This window comes from Oscillibacter sp. KLE 1728 (assembly GCF_934833455.1).
Lineage (GTDB): Bacteria > Bacillota > Clostridia > Oscillospirales > Oscillospiraceae > Oscillibacter > Oscillibacter welbionis.
Map to the genome: position 1 here is coordinate 1 of NZ_CAKVVF010000018.1, position 23499 is coordinate 23499.

The 23499-nt window shown below is 61.7% G+C and carries 19 protein-coding genes; 1 reads left to right on the top strand and 18 read right to left on the bottom strand.

What is annotated here, in order from left to right:
- The 11 genes from rpsC to QVE23_RS03405 all read right to left on the bottom strand — a co-directional run.
- The coding region (rpsC, locus tag QVE23_RS03355) for a 30S ribosomal protein S3 (RefSeq protein WP_287967575.1) at positions 1-425 on the bottom strand (425 nt) is incomplete at its 3' end.
- A gap of 19 nt (positions 426-444) precedes the next feature.
- The gene (gene rplV, locus QVE23_RS03360) at positions 445-792 is read right to left on the bottom strand and encodes a 50S ribosomal protein L22 (protein WP_025544367.1); all 348 of its coding nucleotides are present in this window, start codon (positions 790-792) and stop codon (positions 445-447) included.
- 18 nt (positions 793-810) lie between these two features.
- Positions 811-1074 carry a 30S ribosomal protein S19 gene (gene rpsS, locus QVE23_RS03365; RefSeq protein WP_021749663.1) on the bottom strand — a complete coding sequence of 88 codons (264 nt, stop codon included), beginning with the start codon at positions 1072-1074 and terminating at the stop codon, positions 811-813.
- 14 nt (positions 1075-1088) lie between these two features.
- Positions 1089-1922 (bottom strand): 50S ribosomal protein L2, encoded by an 834-nt coding sequence (gene rplB / locus QVE23_RS03370; RefSeq protein WP_025544366.1) that lies wholly within the window; start codon positions 1920-1922, stop codon positions 1089-1091.
- Between the two features lie 24 nt (positions 1923-1946).
- Positions 1947-2243 (bottom strand): 50S ribosomal protein L23, encoded by a 297-nt coding sequence (gene rplW, locus QVE23_RS03375; RefSeq protein WP_021749665.1) that lies wholly within the window; start codon positions 2241-2243, stop codon positions 1947-1949.
- Positions 2243-2866, bottom strand: a complete 624-nt coding sequence (rplD, locus tag QVE23_RS03380) for a 50S ribosomal protein L4 (RefSeq protein WP_025544363.1) — start codon at positions 2864-2866, stop codon at positions 2243-2245. The genes rplW and rplD overlap by 1 nt, the downstream gene beginning before the upstream one ends.
- Before the next feature lie 18 nt (positions 2867-2884).
- A complete protein-coding gene (rplC, locus tag QVE23_RS03385) occupies positions 2885-3604 on the bottom strand; it encodes a 50S ribosomal protein L3 (RefSeq protein ID WP_021749667.1) in 720 nt (239 codons plus the stop codon).
- A 250-nt stretch (positions 3605-3854) separates the two neighbouring features.
- Positions 3855-4166: a 30S ribosomal protein S10 gene (gene rpsJ / locus QVE23_RS03390; protein ID WP_021749668.1), complete on the bottom strand. Its 312-nt coding sequence runs from the start codon at positions 4164-4166 to the stop codon at positions 3855-3857.
- A gap of 471 nt (positions 4167-4637) precedes the next feature.
- The gene (proS, locus tag QVE23_RS03395; RefSeq protein WP_036630538.1) at positions 4638-6077 is read right to left on the bottom strand and encodes a proline--tRNA ligase; all 1440 of its coding nucleotides are present in this window, start codon (positions 6075-6077) and stop codon (positions 4638-4640) included.
- A 305-nt stretch (positions 6078-6382) separates the two neighbouring features.
- The gene (gene rny, locus QVE23_RS03400) at positions 6383-7930 is read right to left on the bottom strand and encodes a ribonuclease Y (protein ID WP_021752184.1); all 1548 of its coding nucleotides are present in this window, start codon (positions 7928-7930) and stop codon (positions 6383-6385) included.
- 275 nt (positions 7931-8205) lie between these two features.
- Positions 8206-8946: an N-acetylmuramoyl-L-alanine amidase gene (locus tag QVE23_RS03405; protein ID WP_025544361.1), complete on the bottom strand. Its 741-nt coding sequence runs from the start codon at positions 8944-8946 to the stop codon at positions 8206-8208.
- A gap of 92 nt (positions 8947-9038) precedes the next feature.
- Between QVE23_RS03405 and QVE23_RS03410 the strand changes: the two genes are divergently transcribed.
- Positions 9039-10268: a class I SAM-dependent rRNA methyltransferase gene (locus QVE23_RS03410; protein WP_021748891.1), complete on the top strand. Its 1230-nt coding sequence runs from the start codon at positions 9039-9041 to the stop codon at positions 10266-10268.
- Positions 10269-10389: 121 nt separating this feature from the next.
- Here the strand turns inward: QVE23_RS03410 and QVE23_RS03415 are convergent, their stop codons facing one another.
- From QVE23_RS03415 to QVE23_RS03445, 7 genes are all read right to left on the bottom strand, one after another.
- Positions 10390-12636, bottom strand: coding sequence for an S-layer homology domain-containing protein (locus tag QVE23_RS03415; RefSeq protein WP_021748101.1), 2247 nt, complete (start codon positions 12634-12636; stop codon positions 10390-10392).
- A 13-nt stretch (positions 12637-12649) separates the two neighbouring features.
- Positions 12650-13906 (bottom strand): ABC transporter permease, encoded by a 1257-nt coding sequence (locus QVE23_RS03420; RefSeq protein ID WP_287967576.1) that lies wholly within the window; start codon positions 13904-13906, stop codon positions 12650-12652.
- On the bottom strand, positions 13903-14607 hold the full coding sequence (locus tag QVE23_RS03425; protein ID WP_036629681.1) for an ABC transporter ATP-binding protein: 705 nt from the start codon (positions 14605-14607) through the stop codon (positions 13903-13905). The genes QVE23_RS03420 and QVE23_RS03425 overlap by 4 nt, the downstream gene beginning before the upstream one ends.
- 5 nt (positions 14608-14612) lie before the next feature.
- Positions 14613-16313, bottom strand: coding sequence for an RND family efflux transporter (locus QVE23_RS03430; RefSeq protein WP_021748104.1), 1701 nt, complete (start codon positions 16311-16313; stop codon positions 14613-14615).
- 182 nt (positions 16314-16495) lie between these two features.
- Positions 16496-18526, bottom strand: coding sequence for a TRAP transporter permease (locus QVE23_RS03435; RefSeq protein ID WP_083490965.1), 2031 nt, complete (start codon positions 18524-18526; stop codon positions 16496-16498).
- Positions 18527-18633: 107 nt separating this feature from the next.
- On the bottom strand, positions 18634-19674 hold the full coding sequence (locus tag QVE23_RS03440) for a TAXI family TRAP transporter solute-binding subunit (RefSeq protein ID WP_021748108.1): 1041 nt from the start codon (positions 19672-19674) through the stop codon (positions 18634-18636).
- Positions 19675-19745: 71 nt separating this feature from the next.
- Positions 19746-23297, bottom strand: coding sequence for a pyruvate carboxylase (locus QVE23_RS03445; RefSeq protein WP_287967577.1), 3552 nt, complete (start codon positions 23295-23297; stop codon positions 19746-19748).
- Positions 23298-23499 lie beyond the last annotated feature (202 nt).

A 23499-nucleotide genomic window follows, 5' to 3' on the forward strand; every position in this document is an offset into this window, starting at 1 on the left:
ATGGCGCGGGCCATGGCGTTCTTCATGGCGCGGCGGTGAGAGATACGCTTCTCCAACTGCTGGGCGATGTTCTCCGCCACCAGCTGGGCGTTCATGTCGGGGTTGCGGACCTCGACGATGTTCAGGCGCACCTTCTTGCCGATCAGCTTCTCCACAGCGAGACGATACTGCTCGATCTGCTCGCCGCCCTTGCCGATGACCATGCCCGGCCGGGCGCAGTGGAGGAAGATGGTGACGACTTCGTTGCTCCGCTCGATCTCGATCTTGGGAACACCGGCGCCGTACAGGGTCTTCTTCAGGTACTTGCGGATCTTCTGATCCTCGACGATCAGATCGCCGACCTTCTCATCACTGGCATACCAACGGGAATCCCAGTCTTTGATGACGCCCACGCGCAGGCCGTGGGGATTTACTTTCTGTCCCATAAAACTGTTCTCCTCCCTCTTATGCCTTTTCCGTCACAGCCAGGGTGACGTGAGAAGTCTTCTTATTGATCCGATAGGCGCGGCCCTGAGCCCGGGGCATCATCCGCTTCAGGATGGGGCCGGGAGTGGCGAACACCTCGGACACCACCAGCTTGGCGGGGTCCATGCCGAAGTTGTTCTCGGCATTGGCACAGGCGGACTTCAGGAGCTTCATCAGAGGCTCGGAAGCGGCCTTGGGGGTCTGCATCAGGATCGCCATGGCGGTGCCGGCGTCCTTGCCGCGGATCAGATCACACACGATCTGGACCTTGCGGGGAGCGATGCGGACATAGCGCAGATACGCTTTGGCAATCTTCATCTCTTCCATGTTCTGCATCCTCCTTCATTAAGAATCTTTCCGATGGCCGCGGAAGGTGCGGGTGGGCGCGAACTCACCCAGCTTGTGGCCGACCATATCCTCCTGGATATAGACGGGCACGTGCTTGCGGCCGTCGTGAACGGCGATGGTGTGGCCCACGAAGGCGGGAAAGATGGTGGAGCTGCGGCTCCAGGTCTTGAGGACCTTCTTCTCGTTCTTCGCGTTCATTTCCTCGACCCGCTTCAGAAGCTCCGGGGCAACATACGGGCCTTTTTTAATGGATCTGCTCATATTGACTTGCCTCCTTACTTCTCGTTGCGGCGCTTGACGATGAATTTATTGGTGGGGTTCTTGCCCTTGCGGGTCTTGTAACCCATGGCGGGCTTGCCCCAGGGAGTCACAGGGCCGGGACGGCCGACGGGCGCGCGGCCCTCGCCGCCGCCGTGGGGGTGGTCATTGGGGTTCATGACGGAGCCGCGGACGGTGGGACGCCAGCCCATGTGACGCTTGCGGCCGGCCTTGCCGATGTTGATGTTCTCGTGCTCGATGTTGCCAACCTGACCGATGGTGGCGTAGCAGTTGGTGCGCACGATGCGGACCTCGCCGGAAGGCAGACGGATCTGGGCGTCGCCGCCCTCCTTGGCCATCAGCTGAGCGGCGGTGCCGGCGGAGCGCACCAGCTGGGCGCCGTTGCCGGGATGCAGCTCGATATTATGGATCACGGTACCAACGGGGATGTTGGCGATGGGCAGGGCGTTGCCGGGCAGGATGTCCGCCTCGGGGCCGGTCATGATCTTGTGGCCGGCCTTCAGGCCCAGGGGCGCCAGGATATAGCGCTTCTCGCCGTCCTCATACTGGATCAGAGCGATGTTGGCGCTGCGGTTGGGATCGTACTCCAGGCGCAGCACGGTGGCGGAGCCGATCTTGTCCCGCTTGAAGTCAATGATACGGTACTTGCGCTTGTTGCCGCCGCCGCGGTGGCGGACGGTGATGCGGCCGTAGCTGTTGCGGCCGGAGCTCTTCTTCAGGGGCTCAGTAAGGCTGGGCTCGGGCTTCGCCTTCTTGTCGATGCCGTCGAACCCGGAGACCGTCATCTGCCGTCTGGAGGGAGTCGTCGGCTTAAAAGTTTTGATAGACATGTCGCGTTACACTCCTTCCGTTTATCAGACCATACCTTCGAAGAACTCGATGGTCTTGGAATCCGCCGCCAGCTGGACATAGGCCTTTTTCCAGGTCTTGGTCATGCCGGGACGGCCGGCACCCATGCGCTTCTCCTTGCCGGGCACCGTCAGGGTGTTGACAGAGGCAACCTTCACACCGAAGATCTCCTCCACCGCCTTCTTGATCTCGATCTTGCCGGCGTCCTTGGCCACCTCGAAGACGTACTTCTTGTCGGCGGCACCGGACATGGCGCGCTCGGTGATGATGGGGCGGATGATAATATCGTAAGCGGTAGCCATTACGCGTACACCTCCTCGATTTTTGCGAGGGCGTCCTTGTCCACGACCAGATACTTGGCGTTCAGGATGTCATAGACGCTCAGGATGGAAGCGGGAGTGGTCACAACGCCGGGGATGTTCCGCGCGCTCTTGACGATGGTCTGATCCACGGCGGGGGTGACCACCATGGCCTTGCCGTCCACACCGACGGCGGTGAGGAACTTGCGGAAGTCAGCGGTCTTGATGGCGTCCATCTTGATGGAGTCGATGACCACCATCTGGCCCTCGGCCACCTTGGCGGAGAGGACGGACTTCAGCGCCAGGCGCTTGACCTTCTTATTCAGCACATAGCTGTAATCCCGGGGCTTGGGGGCAAACACGATGCCGCCGTGGGTCCACTGGGGAGCACGGGTGCTGCCCTGCCGGGCGTGGCCGGTGCCCTTCTGACGCCAGGGCTTTCTGCCGCCGCCGGAGACTTCGGCGCGGGTGAGGGCGCTCTGGGTACCCTGTCTGCAGTTGGCGAGGTGGTTCTTGACAACCTCGTGCACGACGGTCTGGTTGGGCTCGATGCCGAAGATCGCGTCGTTCAGTTCCACAGTGCCGACTTCTGCGCCGGCCATGTTCAACACTTTCATAGTAGACATTGATCAAGCACCCCTTTCTTACTTGTTTCTGGCGGAGGCCTTCTGCGGGTTGCGGCCGGAAGCCTTCTGCGGGTTCTTGCTGATGTCAGCGCCGGCCTGCTTGACCTTGTGGACCTTGACCGTGGACTTGATGGTCACGAGGCCGCCCTTGGGGCCGGGGATCGCACCGCAGACCACCAGCATGTTCAGCTCGGGGTCGACCTTGACGACGCTCAGGTTCTGGACAGTCACCTGCTCCACGCCCATGTGGCCGGCGCCGATGGTGCCCTTGATGATCTTGGACATGTGGCTGGTGGCGCCCAGAGAACCGATCTGACGGGCCACAGGGCCGGAGCCGTGGGTCTCCTTCAGGCGGTGGGCACCGTGGCGCTTGATGACGCCCTGATAGCCGTGGCCCTTGCTGATGCCGGTGACATCCACGAAGTCGCCCGCCTGGAAGGCATCAGCCTTCACGATGTCGCCCACGTTCAGCTCGGCGGCATTCTCCAGGTCGAACTCCCGCAGGTACTTCTTGGGAGCCACGCCGGCCTTGTCCAGGTGGCCCTTCTCGGGCTTGGTGAGCTTACGCTCAGAGATGTCCTCAAAGCCCAGCTGGACCGCCTCATAGCCTTCCTTTTCGGAAGTCTTCTTCTGCACGACCACGCAGGGACCCGCCTCAATCACGGTGACGGGGATCACATGGCCGTTCTCGTCAAAAATCTGGGACATGCCCACTTTTTTGCCGATGATCGCTTTCATGGTTGTTCCTCCTTAAAGGTTATTGGTCGGCTTAGATACGTGCGGGTTGGGTCCCGCCGCATTGCTCTGCCGACATGACCCGTCTGCCTCGCAAGACGGCAGACATGGACAGCAAACAATTTTCAATCTATTTTCGCCGCGGCGTGTACGTGGCGAAAATACCTTGACTCAGCCGCCCTGGGCGGCGCCGCCAGTGCGCACACTGGCGAGGGGGAATCTAAAGGGGGGATTTCATCCCCTCTTTAATTGGTTACAGCTTGATCTCGATCTCCACGCCGGCAGGCAGCTCCAGGGCCATCAGGGCCTCCACCGTCTTGGGGGTGGACTTGGTGATGTCGATGAGGCGCTTGTGGGTGCGGCGCTCAAACTGCTCGCGGCTGTCCTTGTACTTGTGGACGGCCCGCAGGATGGTGACGACTTCCTTCTTGGTGGGCAGAGGGATGGGGCCGGACACGGAAGCGCCGGTGCGCTTGGCGGTCTCCACGATCTTCTCTGCGCTCTGGTCGATGACCTGATGGTCATAGGCCTTCAGCCGGATGCGGATCATTTCTTTCTGAGCCATGGTTGTTTCCTCCTGATTTCGTAGGTAGTTTCACGAGTCTCGACGACCTACGGCGAGAGAATTTTTCTATACGCTTAACCGTGCGTATCATTCCAGCTCATGAAAAATACCGGCGCATGATACGGCCGGTATCCTGTCATGGCGCAGCGATCTACGCAACGTACAGATCCTTCTCAGCCGCCCGATTATCGGACATACTCCCCGGAAGTTACCTCTTTCGAGCAATCTCCCGGTTCATCGCAGTACTCGCTGGGCGCAGTTCTGCCCTCCACGCGAGCTTTATTATCATAAAAGAAAATCTTGCTAATGTCAAGCCTATTTTCTCTGTTTTTTATGAAAATATGAAGATTTTTTTGGAGGGCTGAATCTTTTTCCAATTCTTCCGAAATTTTGGAGGAAAACCGTCGGTTTCAGCTCTTCCGGACTGCTGAAAAAGAGAGGAGGGGGCGTTCCCCTCCTCCCTTTTCGTTCTCAATAAGCCACACCCCAGTAGATGTCGGTGGTGCATTTCCTGCCGCACACGGGGCAGGTGCCCTCCGTGCCGCTCTGGACCAGGGGCATACAGCGAGAGCTGACACCGGCCCGCTCCTTCATGGCCAGCTCACACTCCAGACTGCCGCACCACTTGGACCGGAGGAAGCCGCCCTTCCCCTCCACAATGGCCTTGGCCTCCTCGGGAGTTTGGATGTCGAAGGTGTTGTCCTCCCGGTTCTTCAGGGCCATGGCATACAGATTGTCGTGGATGTGATCCAGCAGGGCCTTCACGGCGCTCTCCAGCTCCGCCAGGGCCACGGTGATCTTCTCGCCGGTGTCCCGCCGGGCAATGACGCACTGCTCCTTCTCCATGTCTTTGGGGCCGATCTCCACCCGGACGGGCACACCCTTCATCTCATACTCTGCGAACTTCCAGCCGGGGGAGTTATCAGAGTCGTCCATCTTGCTCCGCACGCCGGCCGCGTTCAGCCGGTCCCGCAGAGAGGCCGCCGCCTCCAGCACCCCGGGCTTGTGGGCCGCCACGGGGATCACCACCGCCTGGGTGGGGGCGATCCGGGGCGGCAGCACCAGGCCGTTGTCGTCGCCGTGGGTCATGATGATGCCGCCGATCATCCGGGTGCTGACGCCCCAGCTGGTCTGGTGGGGATAGTGGGGCTGGTTGTCCTTGCCAGTGAACGTGATATCAAATGCCTTGGCAAAGCCGTCGCCGAAGTAGTGGCTGGTGCCCGCCTGGAGGGCCTTGTGGTCGTGCATCATACACTCCACCGTGTAGGTCTCCTCTGCGCCGTTGAACTTCTCCTTGTCGGTCTTGCGGCCCTTGATGACAGGCATAGCCAGCACGTTCTCCATGAAGTCCGCGTAGATGTTCAGCATCTGCATGGTCTCTTCCCGGGCCTCTTCGGCGGTGGCGTGCATGGTGTGGCCCTCCTGCCACAGGAATTCCCGATGGCGCAGGAAGGGGCGGGAGGTCTTTTCCCACCGCAGCACGCTGCACCACTGGTTGTACAGCTTGGGCAGGTCCCGCCAGGAGTGGATGATGTTGGCATAATGTTCGCAGAAGAGCGTCTCCGAAGTGGGGCGGATAGCGCAGCGGTCCTCCAGCTTCTCACTGCCGCCCACAGTGACCCACGCACATTCGGGTGCAAAGCCCTCCACATGGTCCTTCTCCTTCTGGAGCAGGGACTCCGGGATCAGCACCGGCAGGTACACGTTCTCGTGCCCCGTGGCCTTGAAGCGCCGGTCCAGCTCCGCCTGGATATTCTCCCACAGGGCGTAGCCGTAGGGCCGGTAGATGAACATGCCCTTCACGGAGGTGTAGTCGATCAGCTCCGCCTTCTTGCAGACGTCCGTGTACCACTGGGCGAAGTCTACGTCCCGTGCGGTGATGGCGTCCACCTGTCTCTTATCCTGTGCCATAGTCGTCATCCTTTTCTCTATGATCGCGCCGTCCTTCGGCGCAGTTTACACTGAACATTTATTGTATCCACTCTGGGAGAAAAAGTCAACTGTTATGGCTCCCTGGTTCCGCATTTGCAGAACTGATATTGAGCCGAAGCTTGCTCTCTTTGATATTTGAGAGGAAAGCAGGGCGCTTTCCTGCAGGAGATTCGTCCATATAGGCAGGCTATGTGCTCCGGCGGCTCCCATCTGCTGACGGAAGTACCCTTCTTCGAAACCAAGAACAGGCGGCGGGCCGATGGCCCGCCGCCTTGCTGCAATTCTTATTTCGCGTACTCGATGACCTTGGTCTCCCGCAGGACGTGGACCTTGATCTGACCGGGGTACTCCATTTCCTCCTCGATCTTCTTGGCCAGGTCCCGGGCCAGGATGACCATCTGGTCCTCGCTGACCTGCTCGGGCCTCACCATGACCCGCACCTCGCGGCCGGCCTGGATGGCGTAGGCCTTATCCACGCCAGGATAGGAGCCGGTGATGGTCTCCAGCTGCTCCAGACGCTTGATGTAGTTCTCCAGGTTCTCCCGCCGGGCACCGGGGCGGGCTGCGGAGATAGCGTCTGCCGCCTGCACCAGACAGGCCACCACGGTCCGGGGCTCCACATCGTTGTGGTGGGCCTCGATGGCGTGGATGATGTCCTCCCGCTCCTTGTACTTCCGGGCGAACTCCACACCCAGGGACACGTGGGTGCCCTCCAGCTCGTGGTCCACGGCCTTGCCCAGATCGTGGAGCAGGCCGGCCCGCTTGGCAGCCTGGACATCCGCACCCAGCTCGGAGGCCATCATGCCGGCGATGTGGCTGACCTCGATGGAGTGCTGCAGGACGTTCTGGCCGTAGCTGGTCCGGTAGTGGAGGCGGCCCAGCATCTTCACCAGCTCCGGGTGCAGGTTCCGCACGCCGCACTCGAACACGGCGCGCTCACCCTCTGCCTTGATGGTGTTCTCCACTTCCCGGCGTGCCTTCTCCACCATCTCCTCAATGTGGGTGGGATGGATGCGGCCGTCGGCGATCAGCTTCTCCAGGGCCAGGCGGGCGATCTCCCGCCGCACCGGCTCGAAGCAGGAGACGGTGATGGCCTCGGGCGTGTCGTCGATGATGAGATCCACACCCGTCAGGGTCTCGATGGTGCGGATGTTGCGGCCCTCGCGGCCGATGATGCGGCCCTTCATCTCGTCATTGGGCAGGGGAACCACACTGACGGTCATTTCGGCCACCTGGTCGGCAGCGCACCGCTGGATGGCCTGGGCCACCACTTCCCGGGCGCGCGCCTCGCACTCTTCCTTCATCCGGGACTCGACCTCTTTGATCTTGAGGGCGGTCTCGTGGGTCACCTCGGCCTCCACCTGAGCGATCAGATAGGCCTTGGCCTCCTCGGCGGTGAAGCCGGAAATCCGCTCCAGCATCTCCGTCTGGCTGCGCTTGATGACTTTGATCTCCTCGTTTTCCTTGTCGATGGCCGCATGCTTCTGGGCCAGGGACTCCTCTCTCTTCTCCAGAGCCTCGGTCTTGCGGTCGAGGTTCTCTTCCTTCTGCTGCAGGCGGTTTTCCTGCCGCTGCAGGTCGGCTCTGCGCGACTTCTCTTCCTTCTCGTACTCGCTGCGGTTCTTCAAAATCTCTTCTTTGGCTTCCAGCAGTGCCTCTTTTTTCTTGGTCTCGGCGCTCTTGATGGCCTCGTTGATGATGCGCTTTCCCTCTTCTTCCGCGCTTGAGATTTCCTTTTCAGAAACGGTTTTCCGGTAGCGAATACCGAGGAAGAAGCAGATCACGCCGCCAACTGCCAGCCCGATCAGGGCGGCAACGACGTTTCCAATCACGGTATCTTCTCCTCCTGTGTCCGGTATCCTGTACGCTTTGGGTTTTATATGCAGGCCGCATGGGCCGCATGGGCAGAAAACAATCGGAAGGCCCCCTGTTGCCTGCCGACAATTATCCGTTTTTAGTTTAATCGTTCTGCCCTCTTCTGTCAAGGCAAATCTGTATATTTACCCAAATTCCGCCGAACGCTTTTGGAGTTTTTTACGAGGTCTGTCAGGTGTACCCCTGTCTCCGGCCCGCCGGCTTCCCGCCGCGGCGGGAAGCCGGCGGATTCTCACGTATTGATGTATGCCGCGGCGGCATACCCCACCTGATCCCCGTAGTGCACCACATACCAGCCGTTCCATTCGCCGTAGATCGTAACAGTGGCGCCGTTGGGAAGGTTGGCGATCACCTTGCCGGAGGAGGATGGATAGTCCCGCAGGTTCAGCGTGCCGTTGCTCACAGACACGGTGCCCTGCATCGGGTCCATGGGGTAGATAAAGGGCAGGCCGAAATACTCCGTCAGGCCCCGGGCAATCTGCTGGGCGATGGCATCCCAGTGGCCCTCCAGCCAGGTGGCGTCGCTGTAATTGTCGTGGTAGCCGATCTCCAGCAGTACAGAGGGAAACCGGGGCTGGCGGACCTCTCCCAGTGAAGTGGTGGGGCGGGTAGTGACCTTGTTGGGCAATGGATAGATCTTCCGCAGCTCCTGGGCGATGAGCTCTGCGGCCCGCTGACCGCCCACGCTGCCGGGGTAATAGAAGGCAATAATGCCCCGTTCCTCGCCATAGCGCCCCTCTGGGGCGGCGTTGGAGTGGAGCGCCAGATACAGGTCATACTCCCCCTGATTGGCCTCCCGGATGGAGCTGCCGGCAGTCATCTCCGGCCGGTTGCGCTGGTACTGGATGCCGTTGGAGAGCAGATAGGGCACCAGGGCGTCTGCCAGCAGGTTCATGTTGTACTCCTCGGACCCGCTGCCGGTAACGTACATGTTCCAGTCCTGAGTGGACGGGCTCAGATAGATCTTGGGCATGGAATTGTCCCTCCTTTTTTCCCAGTCTATGGCGTTTCCCTCAAAAATGTGATACACTGGCCTGGAAATATCAGAGGGAAAGGAATCATGCCATGAAAGCGGAACGGAATTACCCCAGATACACCGTCACGGCCAAAGCGGAGGCCGCCATCCTCCGGGGCCATCCCTGGGTCTATGACGCAGAAATTACAGCCACAGAGGGACAGGCGGAAAACGGCGGCCTGGTGGACGTGATCAGCAAAAAGGGCCGGTATCTGGGTACGGGCTTTTTGTCGGAACAGTCCAAGATCCGGGTGCGGCTGGTGTCCCGCAACGCCAATGACCAGTTCGACGCCGCCTTCTGGCGCCGGAAGCTTCAGTGGGCCTGGGAATACCGGAAGCGCGTGATGTCTCCGGAGGACCTGGACGCCTGCCGGATCATCTTCGGGGAGGCAGATGCCTTTCCCGGACTGACGGTGGACAAGTTCCACGACCTGCTGTCCGTCCAGGTGCTGTCCGTGGGCATGGAGCGGATCCAGGACATCCTGCTGCCGGCGCTGGCGGAGCTCCTCCGGGCGGACGGGTTCCCGATCCGCGGGATCCTTCTCCGGAACGACGTGGCCCTGCGGGAGAAGGAGGGGCTGCCCCAGGGCAAGGGGTGGTATCCCCTGCCGGGGGAAGCGGCGCCGGATTCTGCAGTGACGGAGATCACGGAGAACGGCGTGAAATATCTGGTAGACGTGGAGAACGGCCAGAAGACCGGGTTCTTCCTGGACCAGAAGTACAACCGCCGGGCGGTGGGGCGCATCGCCCGGGGCAGGACGGTGCTGGACTGCTTCACCCACACCGGATCCTTCGCTCTGAACGCCGCGATGGGCGGGGCGAAGCACGTCACCGCCGTGGATGTGTCGGAGTCCGCCGTGGAGATGGCCCGGGCCAACGCGGCGCGCAACGGCCTCACCGGCGCAGTGGACTGCGTGGCCGCCAACGTGTTCGACCTGCTGCCCGCGCTGGAGAAGGAGCCGAAGCGGTACGACTTCATCATCCTGGACCCGCCGGCCTTCACCAAGTCCCGCAGGACCGTTGCCAACGCCATCTCCGGGTATAAGGAGATCAACTACCGGGCCATGAAGCTGCTGCCCCGGGGCGGTCTTCTCGCCACCTGCTCCTGCTCCCACTTCGCCACGGAGGAGAAGTTCGCAGCCATGCTCCACAGCGCCGCCCGGGACGCCGGAGTGCAGCTGCGGCAGATCGAGGCCCGGCAGCAGGCCTGCGACCACCCCATCCTCTGGGGCGTCGAGGAGACGAATTATCTGAAGTTCTACCTGTTCCAGGTGGTATGACGCCGCCGTTTCCCAACGCGCCGCCCTGCGCAAACGGGCCGCCCCACAAGGGGCGGCCCGTTTTTTATGGGACATATACCGTTTTCAGAGGAGGATCTGTCCCGGATTTCAGCCGGTTCTCTCAGCCCACTTCCAGGAAGCGGACCACGCCCTGGTACACATACAGCGTGGCGCTGTCTGCATAGGCTCTGGCCTCGGTGAGGGTGACCCAGCTCTTGGTCTGCGTGTTGTAGCAGGGGACGCTGGCAGGGACCGTGTAGGTCCGGCCGTTCACCGTGACGGCACCCTTGCCGCTCCAAGCGGTGTTGGGCACGTTCCGCAGCTCGTCAGGATAGACCAGGCTGCCGATCCGCTGGGTGTTTCCAGAGGTGACGATGGTGATGCCCACGATGTCGCCGTTGCGCACCACATAGCCGGTCTCAAAGGTGGGCGTGCTCTTGCCCGCACCGTATTCCACAGACAGCTGGGCATTGCCCTCCCGGTTGCCCTCTTCGTCATAGTTCGCGGTATAGTTGGCGCGGCCGAAGATGTAGCCGCCGCCGATGGCGGAATTCAGCACGATGACCTTTACCCTGCCTGCCCAGTCGGTGCCGGCGTAGGTGATCTGGGAAGCGGGCACGCTGCCGTCCGCGATCTGGGACAGGCTGATGGCGGTGAGGCCGCTGCCGTCGTTCTGGAAGACAACCACATTGTCCGCCAGATTCCGGCTGCCCAGCTTGCGCTCCGCCACATTCAGCTCGCCGGAGACGCCGCCCGTCAGGCGGGTCAGGGACAGGCCGCCCTTCCGGCTGGAGGAGACCCGCACCAGCTGGCCGTTCAGCCGCTCCACATCGCTGGCGGAGAGACTGACCGAGCCCTTCACCTGGATGCCGCAGAGCAGGTCCACCGTGGCGCTTCCGCTGGAGACCTCGGCGATGCCGATGGCATTGCCGGTGGCCGTGTTGCCGCTGGCCGCCACCGCGCCGGCCACCTGATTGTCCTCGGTCAGGAGCAGAGTGATCTGGTCGCCGGGCTTGAACTGGGAGACCGTCTGCATAGCGGTGGGCAGCACGTTGAACTCATAGCCCAGGACCGTGATCTTCGTGGGCTCCTTGGGATTGGGATAACAATCCTCATAGTAGCCGGTAATCCGGGTGTCGCACACGCGGATGGAGTTGGTGGTGCTGGAATAGGTTGCCACGTCGTACTTGCGCATATCCCCGGCCGTGGCGGGCAGGCCGTTCTTGTAGATGGCGTATCCGCTGGTGCCGCCGGCCAGAGAGCTGAAGCCCGAGGTGGACCCCTTCTCATAGATGATGACCGCCTCGTTGGACGTGGTCCCGCCGCCGCCGACGAACACATAGTCCACACCGCCGCCTGCATCCAGATACAGCGTCAGGGAGGTGCCCGCGTTCAGCCAGGAGTAGACCTCGCTCCACACGGACTCCTTGCCGTTGTAGTAGACGCCGGTGTCGTTGTCCATAACGTACTTGGTACCGGTGGTATCCGTCAGCTCCGTGGCCTTGGCCGTGGAGAGGACCACGACCTTGCTGCTGCCCACGGAATCCGGCACAAAGGTCAGGGCTTCATTACCGTTCTTGCTGAGCAGCAGTGTCCCCTTGGTGCCGTTGAGCATGCCGTTGGAGACCTTGCCGTCCGCCAGGGAGTAAACTGCGCCGGAGGCCATCTGCAGCGCCGTTCCGGCGCCCCGCGGTCCGTCAGCCGTGGAGGAGACCAGCATCTGCCCCGTCCGGGTCTCGCCCAGTGTGGCGAGATAGCTGCCGCCCTCTTTCTGGTCCGCCCGAAGCAGATTCAAAAAGAGCTTGGCCGCCTGTCCGCGGGTCAGGCCCTCGTTTCCAGTTCCGCTGACGCCGTCGGTCAGGCCGATGAGCGCGGCTTCCGCCATATAGCTGTCCGGCCAGACGCCGCCGACGTCTTCGTCCTTGTAGCCCAGCATCCGCAGCAGGATGGTCACCGCCTGGCCCACGGTCACCGTGCGGTCGGGGTGGAATTTCCCGTCTGCGTAGCCGGAGATGATGTTTTTGCCCTTGGCGGCCATGTTGATATACGGCGCCGCCCAATAAGAGGGCTTCACATCTGAAAATACCGTGACGGTCCGGTAGCGTCCCAGCTCATTGCTGCCGTTCATGGCGTAGACCGCCATCTTGCAGAACTGCGCCCGGGTGAGGACAGTGCCGGGGCGGAAGGTCCCATCCCCATAGCCGTCCAGCACACCGAGCAGACGCAGGGATTCCACCGCCACTGCCGTGCTCTTGTCCCCGACATCGGAAAATGTGACTGCTGCGGTATTGGCCGCCCCCGCCGGCACCGCCAGCAGGGAAACCGCCATGCACACGGCCAGCAGGAATGTCATGATTCGTCTCTTCATCAGTCTCTCCCTCTCATTCTGCCCGCAGTGCTTCCACGGGCTGGAGCCTGGCGGCCTTTGCCGCCGGATAAATGCCGAACAAAATTCCCAGCGCCACCGACAGCGTGAAGGCGCACAGGGTAATCCACGCCGCCGGGTAGATGGTCATCTGGAACATCAGCCGTCCCACCAGCAGGCTGCCGCCGGTGCCGATGAGGATGCCGATGATGCCACCGATGCCGCAGAGCATGGCCGCCTCGATGAGGAACTGGATGACGATGCTGCTCCGCTCGGCACCAATGGCCCGGCGGATGCCGATCTCCCGGGTCCGTTCGGTGACGGTCACCAGCATGATGTTCATGATGCCGATGCCGCCCACCAGCAGGCTGATGGCGGCGATACCGCCCAGAATCAGGGAGATCATGCCCATCTGCTTGTTCTGCTCCTGCTGCCAGGAGTTCTCCTGGTCCACCTGGAAGCCGCCTGCGTTGGGATTGACCAGTCCCTTCAAAAAGCCGCCGATGCGGGAGCTGGCCTCGATCATGTCCTCGCTGCTGCGGGTCTTCACGATGAACTGCTCCGGTGCGTCGCCGCCCAGCACCCGGCGGGCGGTGTAGGGCAGAATGATGACATTGTCGATCTGGCTGGCGGATGCGCTTTCACCGGTAAGGCGGGGGGCATAGACCCCCACCACCTCAAAGCTCTGCCCGTTGAGCTGGAGCACCTTGCCCACGGGGTCCGCGGCGTCGAAGAAGATCTTTGCCGCCCGGTCCCCCAGCACACATACCTGCTTGTAGCCCCGGATGTCCAACACGGACAGGTCCCGGCCGGAGGCCAGCGTCAGGTTGTTGCAGATGCTGTACTGGTCGCTGCCGTAGTAAATGCTGGGCGGCACGTCGCCGGTGAGATTGCCGTTTTCATCGTAATTATAGCTCATATTGGCGGTGCTCTTGGTCCCGTATACCACCGTGGCGTTGCAGTACGCCTGGGGCGTCACGCCCAGCACATACTCCTTGATGCTGTTGCAGTAGTCGTACAGCGCCGGAAAGTAATCCTGACCCAGGCTGTTGCCATCTTCGTCATACAGGTAGTTCCAGATGTTGACGGTGAGCTTGTTGCTGCCCATGGCCTCGTACTGCTCCATGGTCTTTTCCGTATAGCCGTTGATGGCGGACACGATGGTCATCACCGCCGCGATGCCGATGATGATGCCCAGCATGGTCAGGGCGGACCGGCCCTTTTTGCCCCAGATGGACTTCCACGCCATCTTCACGGCCTGTTGGATATTCAAAGCCAGTCCACCTCCTGCTCCCGGTCCTCAATGATTCTGCCGTCCGCCAGGCGGACGACCCGCCGGGCCGTGGCGGCGATGCCGTTATCATGGGTGATGAGAATGACGGTGCTGCCCTCCTTGTTCAGCTCCTGGAGGAATTTCAGCACCTCCTGCCCGGTGTGGGAATCCAGTGCGCCGGTGGGCTCGTCGGCCATGATGATGGGAGGCTTGGTGGCGATGGCCCGCGCAATGGCCACCCGCTGCTGCTGGCCACCGGACATCTCCACCGGCCGGTGCTTGATGCGGTTCGCCAGCCCCACCCGGGCCAGGGCCTCCAGGGCCATGTCCCGGCGGTCGTCGGCATTCACCCCCTGGTAGATCAGGGGCAGTTCCACATTTTCCAGCACCGTCAGGCTCTGGATCAGGTTGTACTGCTGAAAGATAAAGCCGATCTGCTTGTTGCGGATGTGGGACAGCTCCTTGTCCGTCAGCTCCCGGACGTCCGTTCCACCCAGGAGATACGTCCCCCGGGTGGGGATGTCCAGGCAGCCCAGCACGTTCATCATGGTGGACTTGCCGGAGCCGGACTGGCCCACCACCGCCACGAACTCGCCCTTTCCGATGGTCAGGGAGACGCCGTCCAGGGCCCGTACCTCGCTCTCCCGCCCTTCGCCATAGATCTTATAGACGTCCCGCAGCTCTACTAAGTTCTTCGCCATGGGCATCAACCCCACGCCTGCAGGGACTGGATCTGTGTGAAGACCTCGGTCCCCTCTTCCACACCGGACTTGATCTCCACATTGGAGTTGTCGGAGATGCCGATCTCCACCGGCACCGCCCAGAAGCCCTCCGGGATCTCCTCGCTCAGGGTGGGCGTCTCAATGGCGTTGTCCGGCCGACTGCCCTTTACAAACACCACGTTCACGGTGGAGCCGTCCTCCTGGGTCACAGTACGCACGCACTGGAGCGGCAGGACCAGGCAGTTGTCATTCTCACTGGCAGTTAGAGTGTAGTCGATATAGCTGTTGACCTGCAGGGTGCCCTCGCTGTTGTCCGCCGAGATGGTGATGGGATAGGTCGCCACGCCGTTGTTCACCGTGCTGGAGAGGCTGACCGTCTCCACGGTGCCGAAGGCCGGGGTCCCCCACTGGCTCAGCTCCACCGGCATCCCCGGCTTGATGTAGCTGATGTTCCGCTCGTCCACATTGGCGGTAATCACCACGCTGGAGGTGTCCGAGATGGTCACCACTGCGGTATTTGCAGCGATCTCATCGCCGGGCTGGATGGTCAGGCCGATTACCATGCCGTCAATGGGAGCCTTGGCGTTGCAGTTGGCCAGGTTCTCCTCCGCAGTCTTCAGCTCCTCCCGGGCAGTGTCCAGGTTCTGCTGGATGGTGAAGAGCTGGCTCTCGCTCTCCTCCCCGTCGATGCGCACCAGCACCTGGCCGGGCGCCACCTGCAGGTAGTCCACCAGATTGCTGGAAATCACCGTGCCATCCACCGTGGAAACCAGGTCGCCGGTGCGGTAGTACGCCAGCTTGCCAGCCTCATAGGGGTACACGGTCTCACCGTTCACAGTGGCGGTGGCAGAGGCCACCATATCCGCCGTCAGGGCTCCCTCATTCTCCACGATGATGTCGGCGGAGAAGAGCTTGGACCCCTCCGGCGTGATGCGGCTGACCATGTGGACCGCCTCCACCGTGCCGGGAACGGAGGTCATCAGGGCAGGGATCGAAACATTCACCGTCTGTCCCACCTGCAGGTCGCCCGCATAGGCGTAGCTGTAATACTGCTCCAGCCGCAGACGGGTATCGTCGGAGAGGACCGCCACCTTCTGGCCCTTGGTGATGGAATCACCGGGATTCAGCGTCACGGTCTCCATCAGCTTGCCGGCATAGCCGGCGGAGAGATTCAGTCCTGCGATGTCTTTCTGGGCCTGGGAGAGCTGTTTCTCATAGCCCTCCACATTGCTCCGGGCCTTCTGCACGGCGGTCTCTGCCGCCGGAGAGTCGATGGTGAACAGCGGCGTGCCGGCAGTCACCGTCTCACCTTCCGCCACCAGCACATCCACCACTGTGCCGACAGTGGTGATGGTGATTGTCTCACTGCTCTTGGCCTTGGTCAGGCCGCTGCCCTGGACCGTGGAGGTGATGGAACCGTACTGCACAATGTCGGTGACCACCTCTCCCTCATCGCTGCTCTTGCCGCCCAGCACTTTCAGCAGCACCACCGCGGCGATCACCAGCAGCAGTGCCAGTATGCACAGGCGGATGATCCGGCGCCGCTTCTTCCGCGGGATCGCCTGCCACCGGGCCTTCAGGTTTACGCGCGTCTCCGCGGGGGCGGCGCTGTCCGCCGCCGTCTCCTCCATCGCCGGAGCGGTCGCTTCCTGTTCCACATTCTCCAGGTCTTTGACTTCAGCCATGGTATGTACTCCTCTTCTTGTTCTTCACAGATGCATCAACTGTATTGCTTATAATAGTACAGTATGTAGGGCAAAGCAATAACAAAACAGTTACAGTTTCTCCCGCGGCCCGTATCTCTTGTAACTTGCGGGTATGTGTGAAAAAGTGCTCCCCGGAAGCCGGGGAGCACTTTCAAGGTCATTCAGACCATGGCGGCGCGCCGGGCGCTGAAGCGCTGATAGAGGACGATGCCAACCACCAACACAAAGCCGGCGATGTCGGTGGCCGTGCCGGGGATCATCATACCCAGGCCGCCCACGGCCATGGCCACCCGCAGCAGCGCGGGGATGGGCCGGTACAGGAATCCGTTGAGGGCCGCCGCCACGCCGAAGATGCCCAGCAGGGCGCTGATGCAGATCTGCACCACCTGGAAGGCACCGGTCACATCCACAAAGAGCATCTGGGGGCTGAAAGCGAAGATGTACGGCACGATAAAGGCCGCTATGGCCAGTTTCGTGGCGTTGAACCCTGTCTTCATGGGATCCGCCTTGGCAATGGCGCTGCCGGCATAGGCCGCCAGGGCCACCGGCGGCGTGATGTCCGCCACAATGCCGAAGTAGAACACGAAGAAGTGGGCCGCCATCTTGGTGACACCGATGGAGGGATCCATCAGGATGGGAGCGCAGGTGGCCGCCATGATGCAGTAGTTGGCGGTGGTCGGCACGCCCATGCCCAGCACGATGCAGCAGAGCATGGTCAGCGCCAGGGCGATAATCATGTGGCCGCCGGAGAGGCTGACGATTGTGCTCAACAGCTTGGAGGCCAGGCCCGTCACCGTGATGCAGCCGGAGATAATGCCGGCCACGCCGCAGGCCACCGCCACAGTGATGGAGCCCTTGGCGCCGCCCTCCAGGGCGTCGATGATCTTGCCGAAGGTGAGGAAGTCCTCCCGGTTGCTGCTCTTGCTGGCGATCTCCACCACGTTGTTGACCAGGCCTACGGCCACGGCCGCCACGATTGCGATGGCAGCGGAGAAGGCCATGGTGTACATGTTGGTGGAGACCATGACCACCAACAGCACCAGGGGCGCCAGAAGGTAGATCTTGGGCAGCAGCTGGCGCACGCGGGGCAGCTGCTCTCTGGGAATGCCCTTCAGGCCCAGCTTCTTGGCCTCCAGATGGACGGCGATGTAGATGCCGGTGAAGTACAGCACCGCCGGCAGGATGGCCCGCATGGCGATGGTGCCGTAGGGCTCGCCGGTGAACTCTGCCATCAGGAAGGCTGCGGCGCCCATGATGGGGGGCATGATCTGGCCGCCGGTGGAGGCAGCCGCCTCCACGGCGCCGGCGAACTCCGGCTTGTAGCCCGTCTTCTTCATCATGGGGATGGTGACGGAGCCGGTGGTGACGGTGTTGCCCACGGAGGAGCCGGACACCATGCCGCACAGGGCGGAGGAGATGACGGCCACCTTGGCGGGGCCGCCGGGGGCGGCACCGGCCACGGCATTGGCCAGGTTGATGAAGAACTGGGCGATGCCGGTCCTCTCCAGGAAGGCGCCGAAGATGATGAACACCACGATGAACTTGGCGCACACGCTGATGGGGCCGCCGAAGATGCCGTTGAAGGTGTAGAACATGGTGCGGATGACCTGATAGAGGGTCATCTTGAAATCTGCACTGCCGCCCAGGTTGAAGAAGGTGTACACCAGCAGCACACCGGCCACGCACAGGATCGGCAGGCCCACGCACCGGCGGCACAGCTCCACCAGGGCCAGGATACCGATGAGGCCGATAATCATGTACAGGTCGTTCTGCATGACCCGGGCGGACATCTGGACCACGTTCTGGGCATTGACGGCGTAGAAAAAGTAGGCGCCGGGCCCGGCAATCAGCAGCACGATGTCATACCAGGGCATGTGGTTGACCCGCTCGTCCCCTTTTTTGGCCGGGAAGGTCAGGAAGCCGAACAGCAGGATCAGCCCCACGAACATGGGCAGCCGAACCTCCTGCCGGGTGGAAAGGAACACAGTGTCGATGATGCAGTAGGCGGAGAACGCTACCATCAGCCAGCGGATCACCAGCTTCGGCAGACCCTCCCAGACCCGGGTGTTGGACTCCCGGTCGTATTTTTTCATGACCGCCTCCACATCGGCGGCGGTCCCCACGGAGGTATCGTGGGCGCCGGTATCCTCCGGCGGCACAGGCTCCGTCTTGTGTTTCTTGAACAGTGCCATAGGGTCCCCTCTCATTTCGCAAGATATCTTCCAGGCCGGGACCGACCCGAAGTCAAGGAACTACGGCGGAGATTCCGCCGTAGTTCCCGATCAGGCTCCGCCTGAGATCACTTGGTGGGTACGTCAAAGCCCTTTTCGGCGAAGTACTTGGCCGCGCCGGCGTGATAAGGCACCGCGGTGACGCCGGAGGCAAATTCCACATCCAGCTCCCCTGCCTTGTCATGGGCCAGATTGTCCATGTTCTCAAAGATGGTGTAGCAGATGTTGTACACATCATCCTCAGACACATCGTCCCGGGCGATGACGGTGGCTACCACGGCCACGGTCTTGGTCTCCGGCACGCCCTCATAGGTGCCCTCGGGGATGATGTACTCCTCGTAGTAGGGAGAGGACTCCTGGAGCTTGGCAATATGCTCGTCATCCAGGCCCACCAGATAGGTGTCCTTGGCGGTGGCCAGAGTGGTGATAGCCACGGTGGGGGCGCCTGCCACCACGAAGGCGGCGTCGATCTTGCCGTCCTGCAGGGCGTCGGCGCTGGCGCCGAAGTCCTGGTACTGGGCGTTGATGTCATCCTCTGTCAGGTCATAGGCGGCCAGGATATCCAGGGCGTTGTAGTACACGCCGGAGCCAGAGGCGCCGATGGAGACCGTCTTGCCCTCCAGATCCGCCACGGACTTGATGTCCGGGTCACAGGTGACGATCTGCACCTGCTCCATATACAGAGCAGCGACAGTGGAGAAATCCGCATAGGGGAACCCCTCAAACAGCCGCTCGCCGTTATAGGCGTAGCTCATCACGTCGGACTGGACGAAGCCCAGTTGGGCCACGTTCATCTGCATCTGCTCGATGTTGTCCTGGGAGCCGTTGCTGACCACGGCCGTGACCTTGGTTCCGTTGCCGTTGGTGGTGATGGCCTGCGCCAGCACGCTGCCGAAGCCGTAATAAGTACCCTGGTCGCCGCCGGTGCGGAATTTCAGCTCCGTGCCGGTGCCGGTGACGGAAGAGACGTTCCAGTTGGTCTGGGCAGCCTGCTCAGTGCCGGTGTCGGCGGGGGTATCCGTCTCCTCCGTGGAGGGATTGCCGCCGCAGCCCGTCAGGACCGCCGCCAGCATCAGCGCGGCAAGAAGCAGGGATAAGCACTTTTTCATGTTTCCATTCCTCTTTTCCTGTTAGTCGATACAGCTCGTATGTCGCTTTGCATATCATACCTTATCCTCATTCATTTTACAAGGTTTTTTTTACAATTTTTTAATATTTCTGCAAGTCCAATTTGCACAACCTTCATTTTCCCGTCCCACCTCTCTGAAATGCCGAAAGGCCGGCCCCACCGGGGCCGGCCTTCTGCGGCGTATGCTAATTTGATGACCAAGATGAGCTGGCCGCCCTTGACGGTCTCGCCCTCCTTCACCAGGATCTCCGACACCGTGCCGGACATCCGGGCGGTGATGGCGGTCTCCATCTTCATAGCCTCGATGGTGACCAGGGTCTGGTTCTTCTCCACGGTGTCGCCCACCTTGACGTTGAGCCTGCTCACCGCGCCGGGGATAGAGGAGCCCACCTGGCTCTTGTCCTCCGGGTCCGCCATGGGGACCTTGACAATGTTCTTCTGGGCCTCCTCGTCGGGCACCTGCACATCCCGGCGGATGCCGTTGAGCTCAAAGCTGACGGTGCGCATGCCCTCTTTGTCCACTTCGCCCAACCCTAAGTACTTGATGACCAGGGTCTTGCCGTCGGCGATGTTGACCTTGTTGGTCTCGCCCACCGCCAGACCGTGGAAGAACACATGGCTGCCCAGCCGCATGATGTAGCCGTACTCCTTCTGGTTCTTGACATAATCCTCCACTACCTTGGGATACAGGCAGTAGCTGAGGATGGCCCGCCAGGAGGGATCTGCATCAAAGGACTGCATCTCCCGCTTCTTCTCCTCAAAGTCCACGGGGGGCAGCAGCTCACCGGGACGGCAGGTGATGGGCTTCTTGCCCTTCAGGACCACCCGCTGCAGCTCCTTGGGGAACCCGCCTGCAGGCTGGCCCATCATGCCAGAGAAGTAGCTGACAACGCTGTCCGGAAAGGCCAGGCTCTCGCCCTTCTCCACGATGTTCTCCGGGGTCAGGTTGTTCTGGGTCATGAAGATGGCCAGGTCACCCACCATCTTGCTGGAGGGCGTCACCTTCACAATGTCGCCCACCATCTCATTGACCTTACGGTAGTTCTCCTTGACCTCCACAAACCGGTCGCCCAGGCCCAGAGACTCCACCTGGGGCTTCAGGTTGGTGTACTGACCGCCGGGGATCTCGTAGCGGTAAATATCCGTGGTATTGTACTCCAGGCCGCCCTCAAAGGAGTCGTAACGCTTACGCACATCCTCCCAGTAATCAGTGAGGGCCTGGAGCCGGTCCAGATCCAGCCCGGTGTCCCGCTCTGTGTCCTTCATGGCCGCCACCACGGCGTTCAGAGAGGGCTGGCTGGTCATGCCTGCCATGGAGCTGATGGCACAGTCCACCACGTCCACACCGGCCTCGGCGGCCAGCAGCAGCGCCGCCACCTGATTGCCGGTGGTGTCATGGGTGTGGAGCTGGATGGGAATGCCGATCTCCTGCTTCAGGGTGGACACCAGCTTCTTGGCGGCGTAAGGCTTCAGCAGGCCGGACATATCCTTGATGGCAAGCATGTGGGCACCCCGGTGCTCCAGCTCTTTCGCCATCTTCACATAGTAGTCCAAGGTGTACTTGTCCCGCTTGGGATCCAGAATGTCGCCGGTGTAGCAGATGGTGGCCTGGCAGATCTTGTCCTGCTTGAGGACCTCATCCATGGCCACCTCCATGCCGGGGATCCAGTTCAGAGAGTCGAAGATCCGGAACACATCGATGCCGCTGCGGGCGGCCTCCTTGATGAACTCCCGGATCACGTTATCGGGATAGTTGGTATAGCCCACGGCGTTGGCGCCCCGCAGCAGCATCTGCAGCAGCAGGTTGGGGGCCTTCTCCCGGATCAGGTCCAGCCGCTCCCAGGGGGACTCGTGGAGGAAACGGTAGGCCACGTCAAAGGTGGCGCCGCCCCAGCACTCCAGAGAGAAAGCATCCGCCAGGATCTCGCTGGTGCCCTCCATACCCTTGACGATGTCCCGGGTGCGGACCCGGGTGGCCAGCAGGGACTGGTGGGCGTCCCGGCAGGTGGTGTCGCAGATCAGCAGCTTCTTCTGCCCCAGCACCCAGTCCGCCACGGCCTTGGGTCCCTTGGCGTCCAGCATCTGCTTCAGGCCATCGGGCCGGTTGCCGGTGACCGGCGGGAACCGGCAGGGATCGTACATCTTGTGTCCGTCCCGCTCCTTCACCACGATGTTCCCGATGTACTTGAGCATCTTGGTGGCCCGGTCCTGGCCCTCGTTCAGCTCAAACAGCTCCGGCGTCTCGTCGATGAACTTGGTGTGGCAGCCTCCCGCCAGGAAGGTGGGGTTCTGCAGGATGTTGGAGATGAAGGCGATATTGGTCTTGACGCCCCGGATGTGGATCTCCCGGATGGCCCGTCCGGCCTTCAGGCACACGCCCTGAAAGGTGTTATCCCAGGTGGTGACCTTCAGCAGCAGGGAGTCATAGTAGGGGGAGATCTCGCTGCCCACGCCGGCGGTGGCCGCGTCCAGCCGGACGCCGAAGCCGCCGGGAGACCGGTAGGAGGTGATCTTGCCGGTGTCGGGAGCGAAGTTGTTGGACGGGTCCTCGGTGGTGACGCGGCACTGGATGGCGTAGCCGTTCAGGTGCAGGTCACTCTGCTTCCTGATGCCGATGCGGGGATCGCTGAGAGGACAGCCCTCGGCGATCAGAATCTGAGAGCGCACCAAGTCCACGCCCGTCACCATCTCGGTGACGGTGTGCTCCACCTGGATACGGGGGTTCATCTCGATGAAGTAGTGGTGCCCTTCCCTGTCCACCAGGAACTCCAGGGTGCCGGCGTTCACATAGCCCACGTGCTTTGCGATCTTCACCGCGTCTTCATACAGGGCCTGACGGATCTTCTTGTCCACGGAGAAGGCGGGGCTGAACTCCACCACCTTCTGATAGCGCCGCTGGAGAGAGCAATCCCGCTCGAACAGGTGGACCACGTTGCCCTCCTCGTCGCCCAGCACCTGCACTTCGATGTGCTTGGGCTCCACCAGGAACTTCTCCATGAAGATGTCGTCATTGCCGAAGGCCTTCTTGGCCTCCGCCTTCACCAGATCGAAGTTGGTGCCCACCTCTTCCACGGTGTCACACCGGCGCATACCGCGGCCGCCGCCGCCGGCGGCCGCCTTGAGAATGACGGGGAAGCCGAACTCCATAGCCAGCTTCTGAGCAGCCTCCCGGCTCTTCAGGGGCTCTGTGGTGCCGGGGGTGGTGGGTACGCCGCAGGCCACGGCGATCTGCTTGGCGGACAGCTTGTCGCCCATCAGGTCCAGAACCTGGGAGGAGGGTCCGATGAACTTGATGCCCGCAGCCTCGCAGGCCCGGGCAAAATCCGCGTTCTCACTGAGGAAACCGTAACCGGGGTGAATGGCATCGGCGCCGTGCTTCTTGGCCAGCTCGATGATCCGGGGGATGTCCAGATAGGCGCCCAGGGGGCTCTCGTTCTCTCCGATCAGATAGGACTCGTCCGCGGCGGTGCGGAAGAGGCTGTATACGTCCTCATTGGAGTAGATGGCAATGGTCTGGAGGCCCAGGTCGTGACAGGCCCGGAAGATCCGCATGGCGATCTCGCCCCGGTTGGCGACCAGGACCTTCTTGAATGCTTGGCTCATATATCGTTCCTCCTTCTCTCCGCCGGCAGGCGGGAATCTTTTGGTTCAGCTTAGTATACACCAACCCCGCCGCCGGTTGCAACGGCTTCCAGCCCGGATTTGTCAATTTTATCCCGCCGTCATATTTTGAGCCTGGCTGATGGGGCGCTTTGTCTATTTCAGCAGGTCTTATGTCTGCTATCAGCGGCACTGCGGCCCGCCG

Bases quoted from the DNA above. Each gene is read 5' to 3' on its own strand.
- rplV (WP_025544367.1), bottom strand. From the start codon at position 792: ATGGAAGAGATGAAGATTGCCAAAGCGTATCTGCGCTATGTCCGCATC.
- rpsS (WP_021749663.1), bottom strand. From the start codon at position 1,074: ATGAGCAGATCCATTAAAAAAGGCCCGTATGTTGCCCCGGAGCTTCTG.
- rplB (WP_025544366.1), bottom strand. From the start codon at position 1,922: ATGTCTATCAAAACTTTTAAGCCGACGACTCCCTCCAGACGGCAGATG.
- rplW (WP_021749665.1), bottom strand. From the start codon at position 2,243: ATGGCTACCGCTTACGATATTATCATCCGCCCCATCATCACCGAGCGC.
- rplD (WP_025544363.1), bottom strand. From the start codon at position 2,866: ATGTCTACTATGAAAGTGTTGAACATGGCCGGCGCAGAAGTCGGCACT.
- rplC (WP_021749667.1), bottom strand. From the start codon at position 3,604: ATGAAAGCGATCATCGGCAAAAAAGTGGGCATGTCCCAGATTTTTGAC.
- rpsJ (WP_021749668.1), bottom strand. From the start codon at position 4,166: ATGGCTCAGAAAGAAATGATCCGCATCCGGCTGAAGGCCTATGACCAT.
- proS (WP_036630538.1), bottom strand. From the start codon at position 6,077: ATGGCACAGGATAAGAGACAGGTGGACGCCATCACCGCACGGGACGTA.
- QVE23_RS03405 (WP_025544361.1), bottom strand. From the start codon at position 8,946: ATGCCCAAGATCTATCTGAGCCCGTCCACTCAGGACTGGAACATGTAC.
- QVE23_RS03410 (WP_021748891.1), top strand. From the start codon at position 9,039: ATGAAAGCGGAACGGAATTACCCCAGATACACCGTCACGGCCAAAGCG.
- QVE23_RS03415 (WP_021748101.1), bottom strand. From the start codon at position 12,636: ATGAAGAGACGAATCATGACATTCCTGCTGGCCGTGTGCATGGCGGTT.
- QVE23_RS03425 (WP_036629681.1), bottom strand. From the start codon at position 14,607: ATGGCGAAGAACTTAGTAGAGCTGCGGGACGTCTATAAGATCTATGGC.
- QVE23_RS03430 (WP_021748104.1), bottom strand. From the start codon at position 16,313: ATGGCTGAAGTCAAAGACCTGGAGAATGTGGAACAGGAAGCGACCGCT.
- QVE23_RS03435 (WP_083490965.1), bottom strand. From the start codon at position 18,526: ATGGCACTGTTCAAGAAACACAAGACGGAGCCTGTGCCGCCGGAGGAT.
- QVE23_RS03440 (WP_021748108.1), bottom strand. From the start codon at position 19,674: ATGAAAAAGTGCTTATCCCTGCTTCTTGCCGCGCTGATGCTGGCGGCG.
- QVE23_RS03445 (WP_287967577.1), bottom strand. From the start codon at position 23,297: ATGAGCCAAGCATTCAAGAAGGTCCTGGTCGCCAACCGGGGCGAGATC.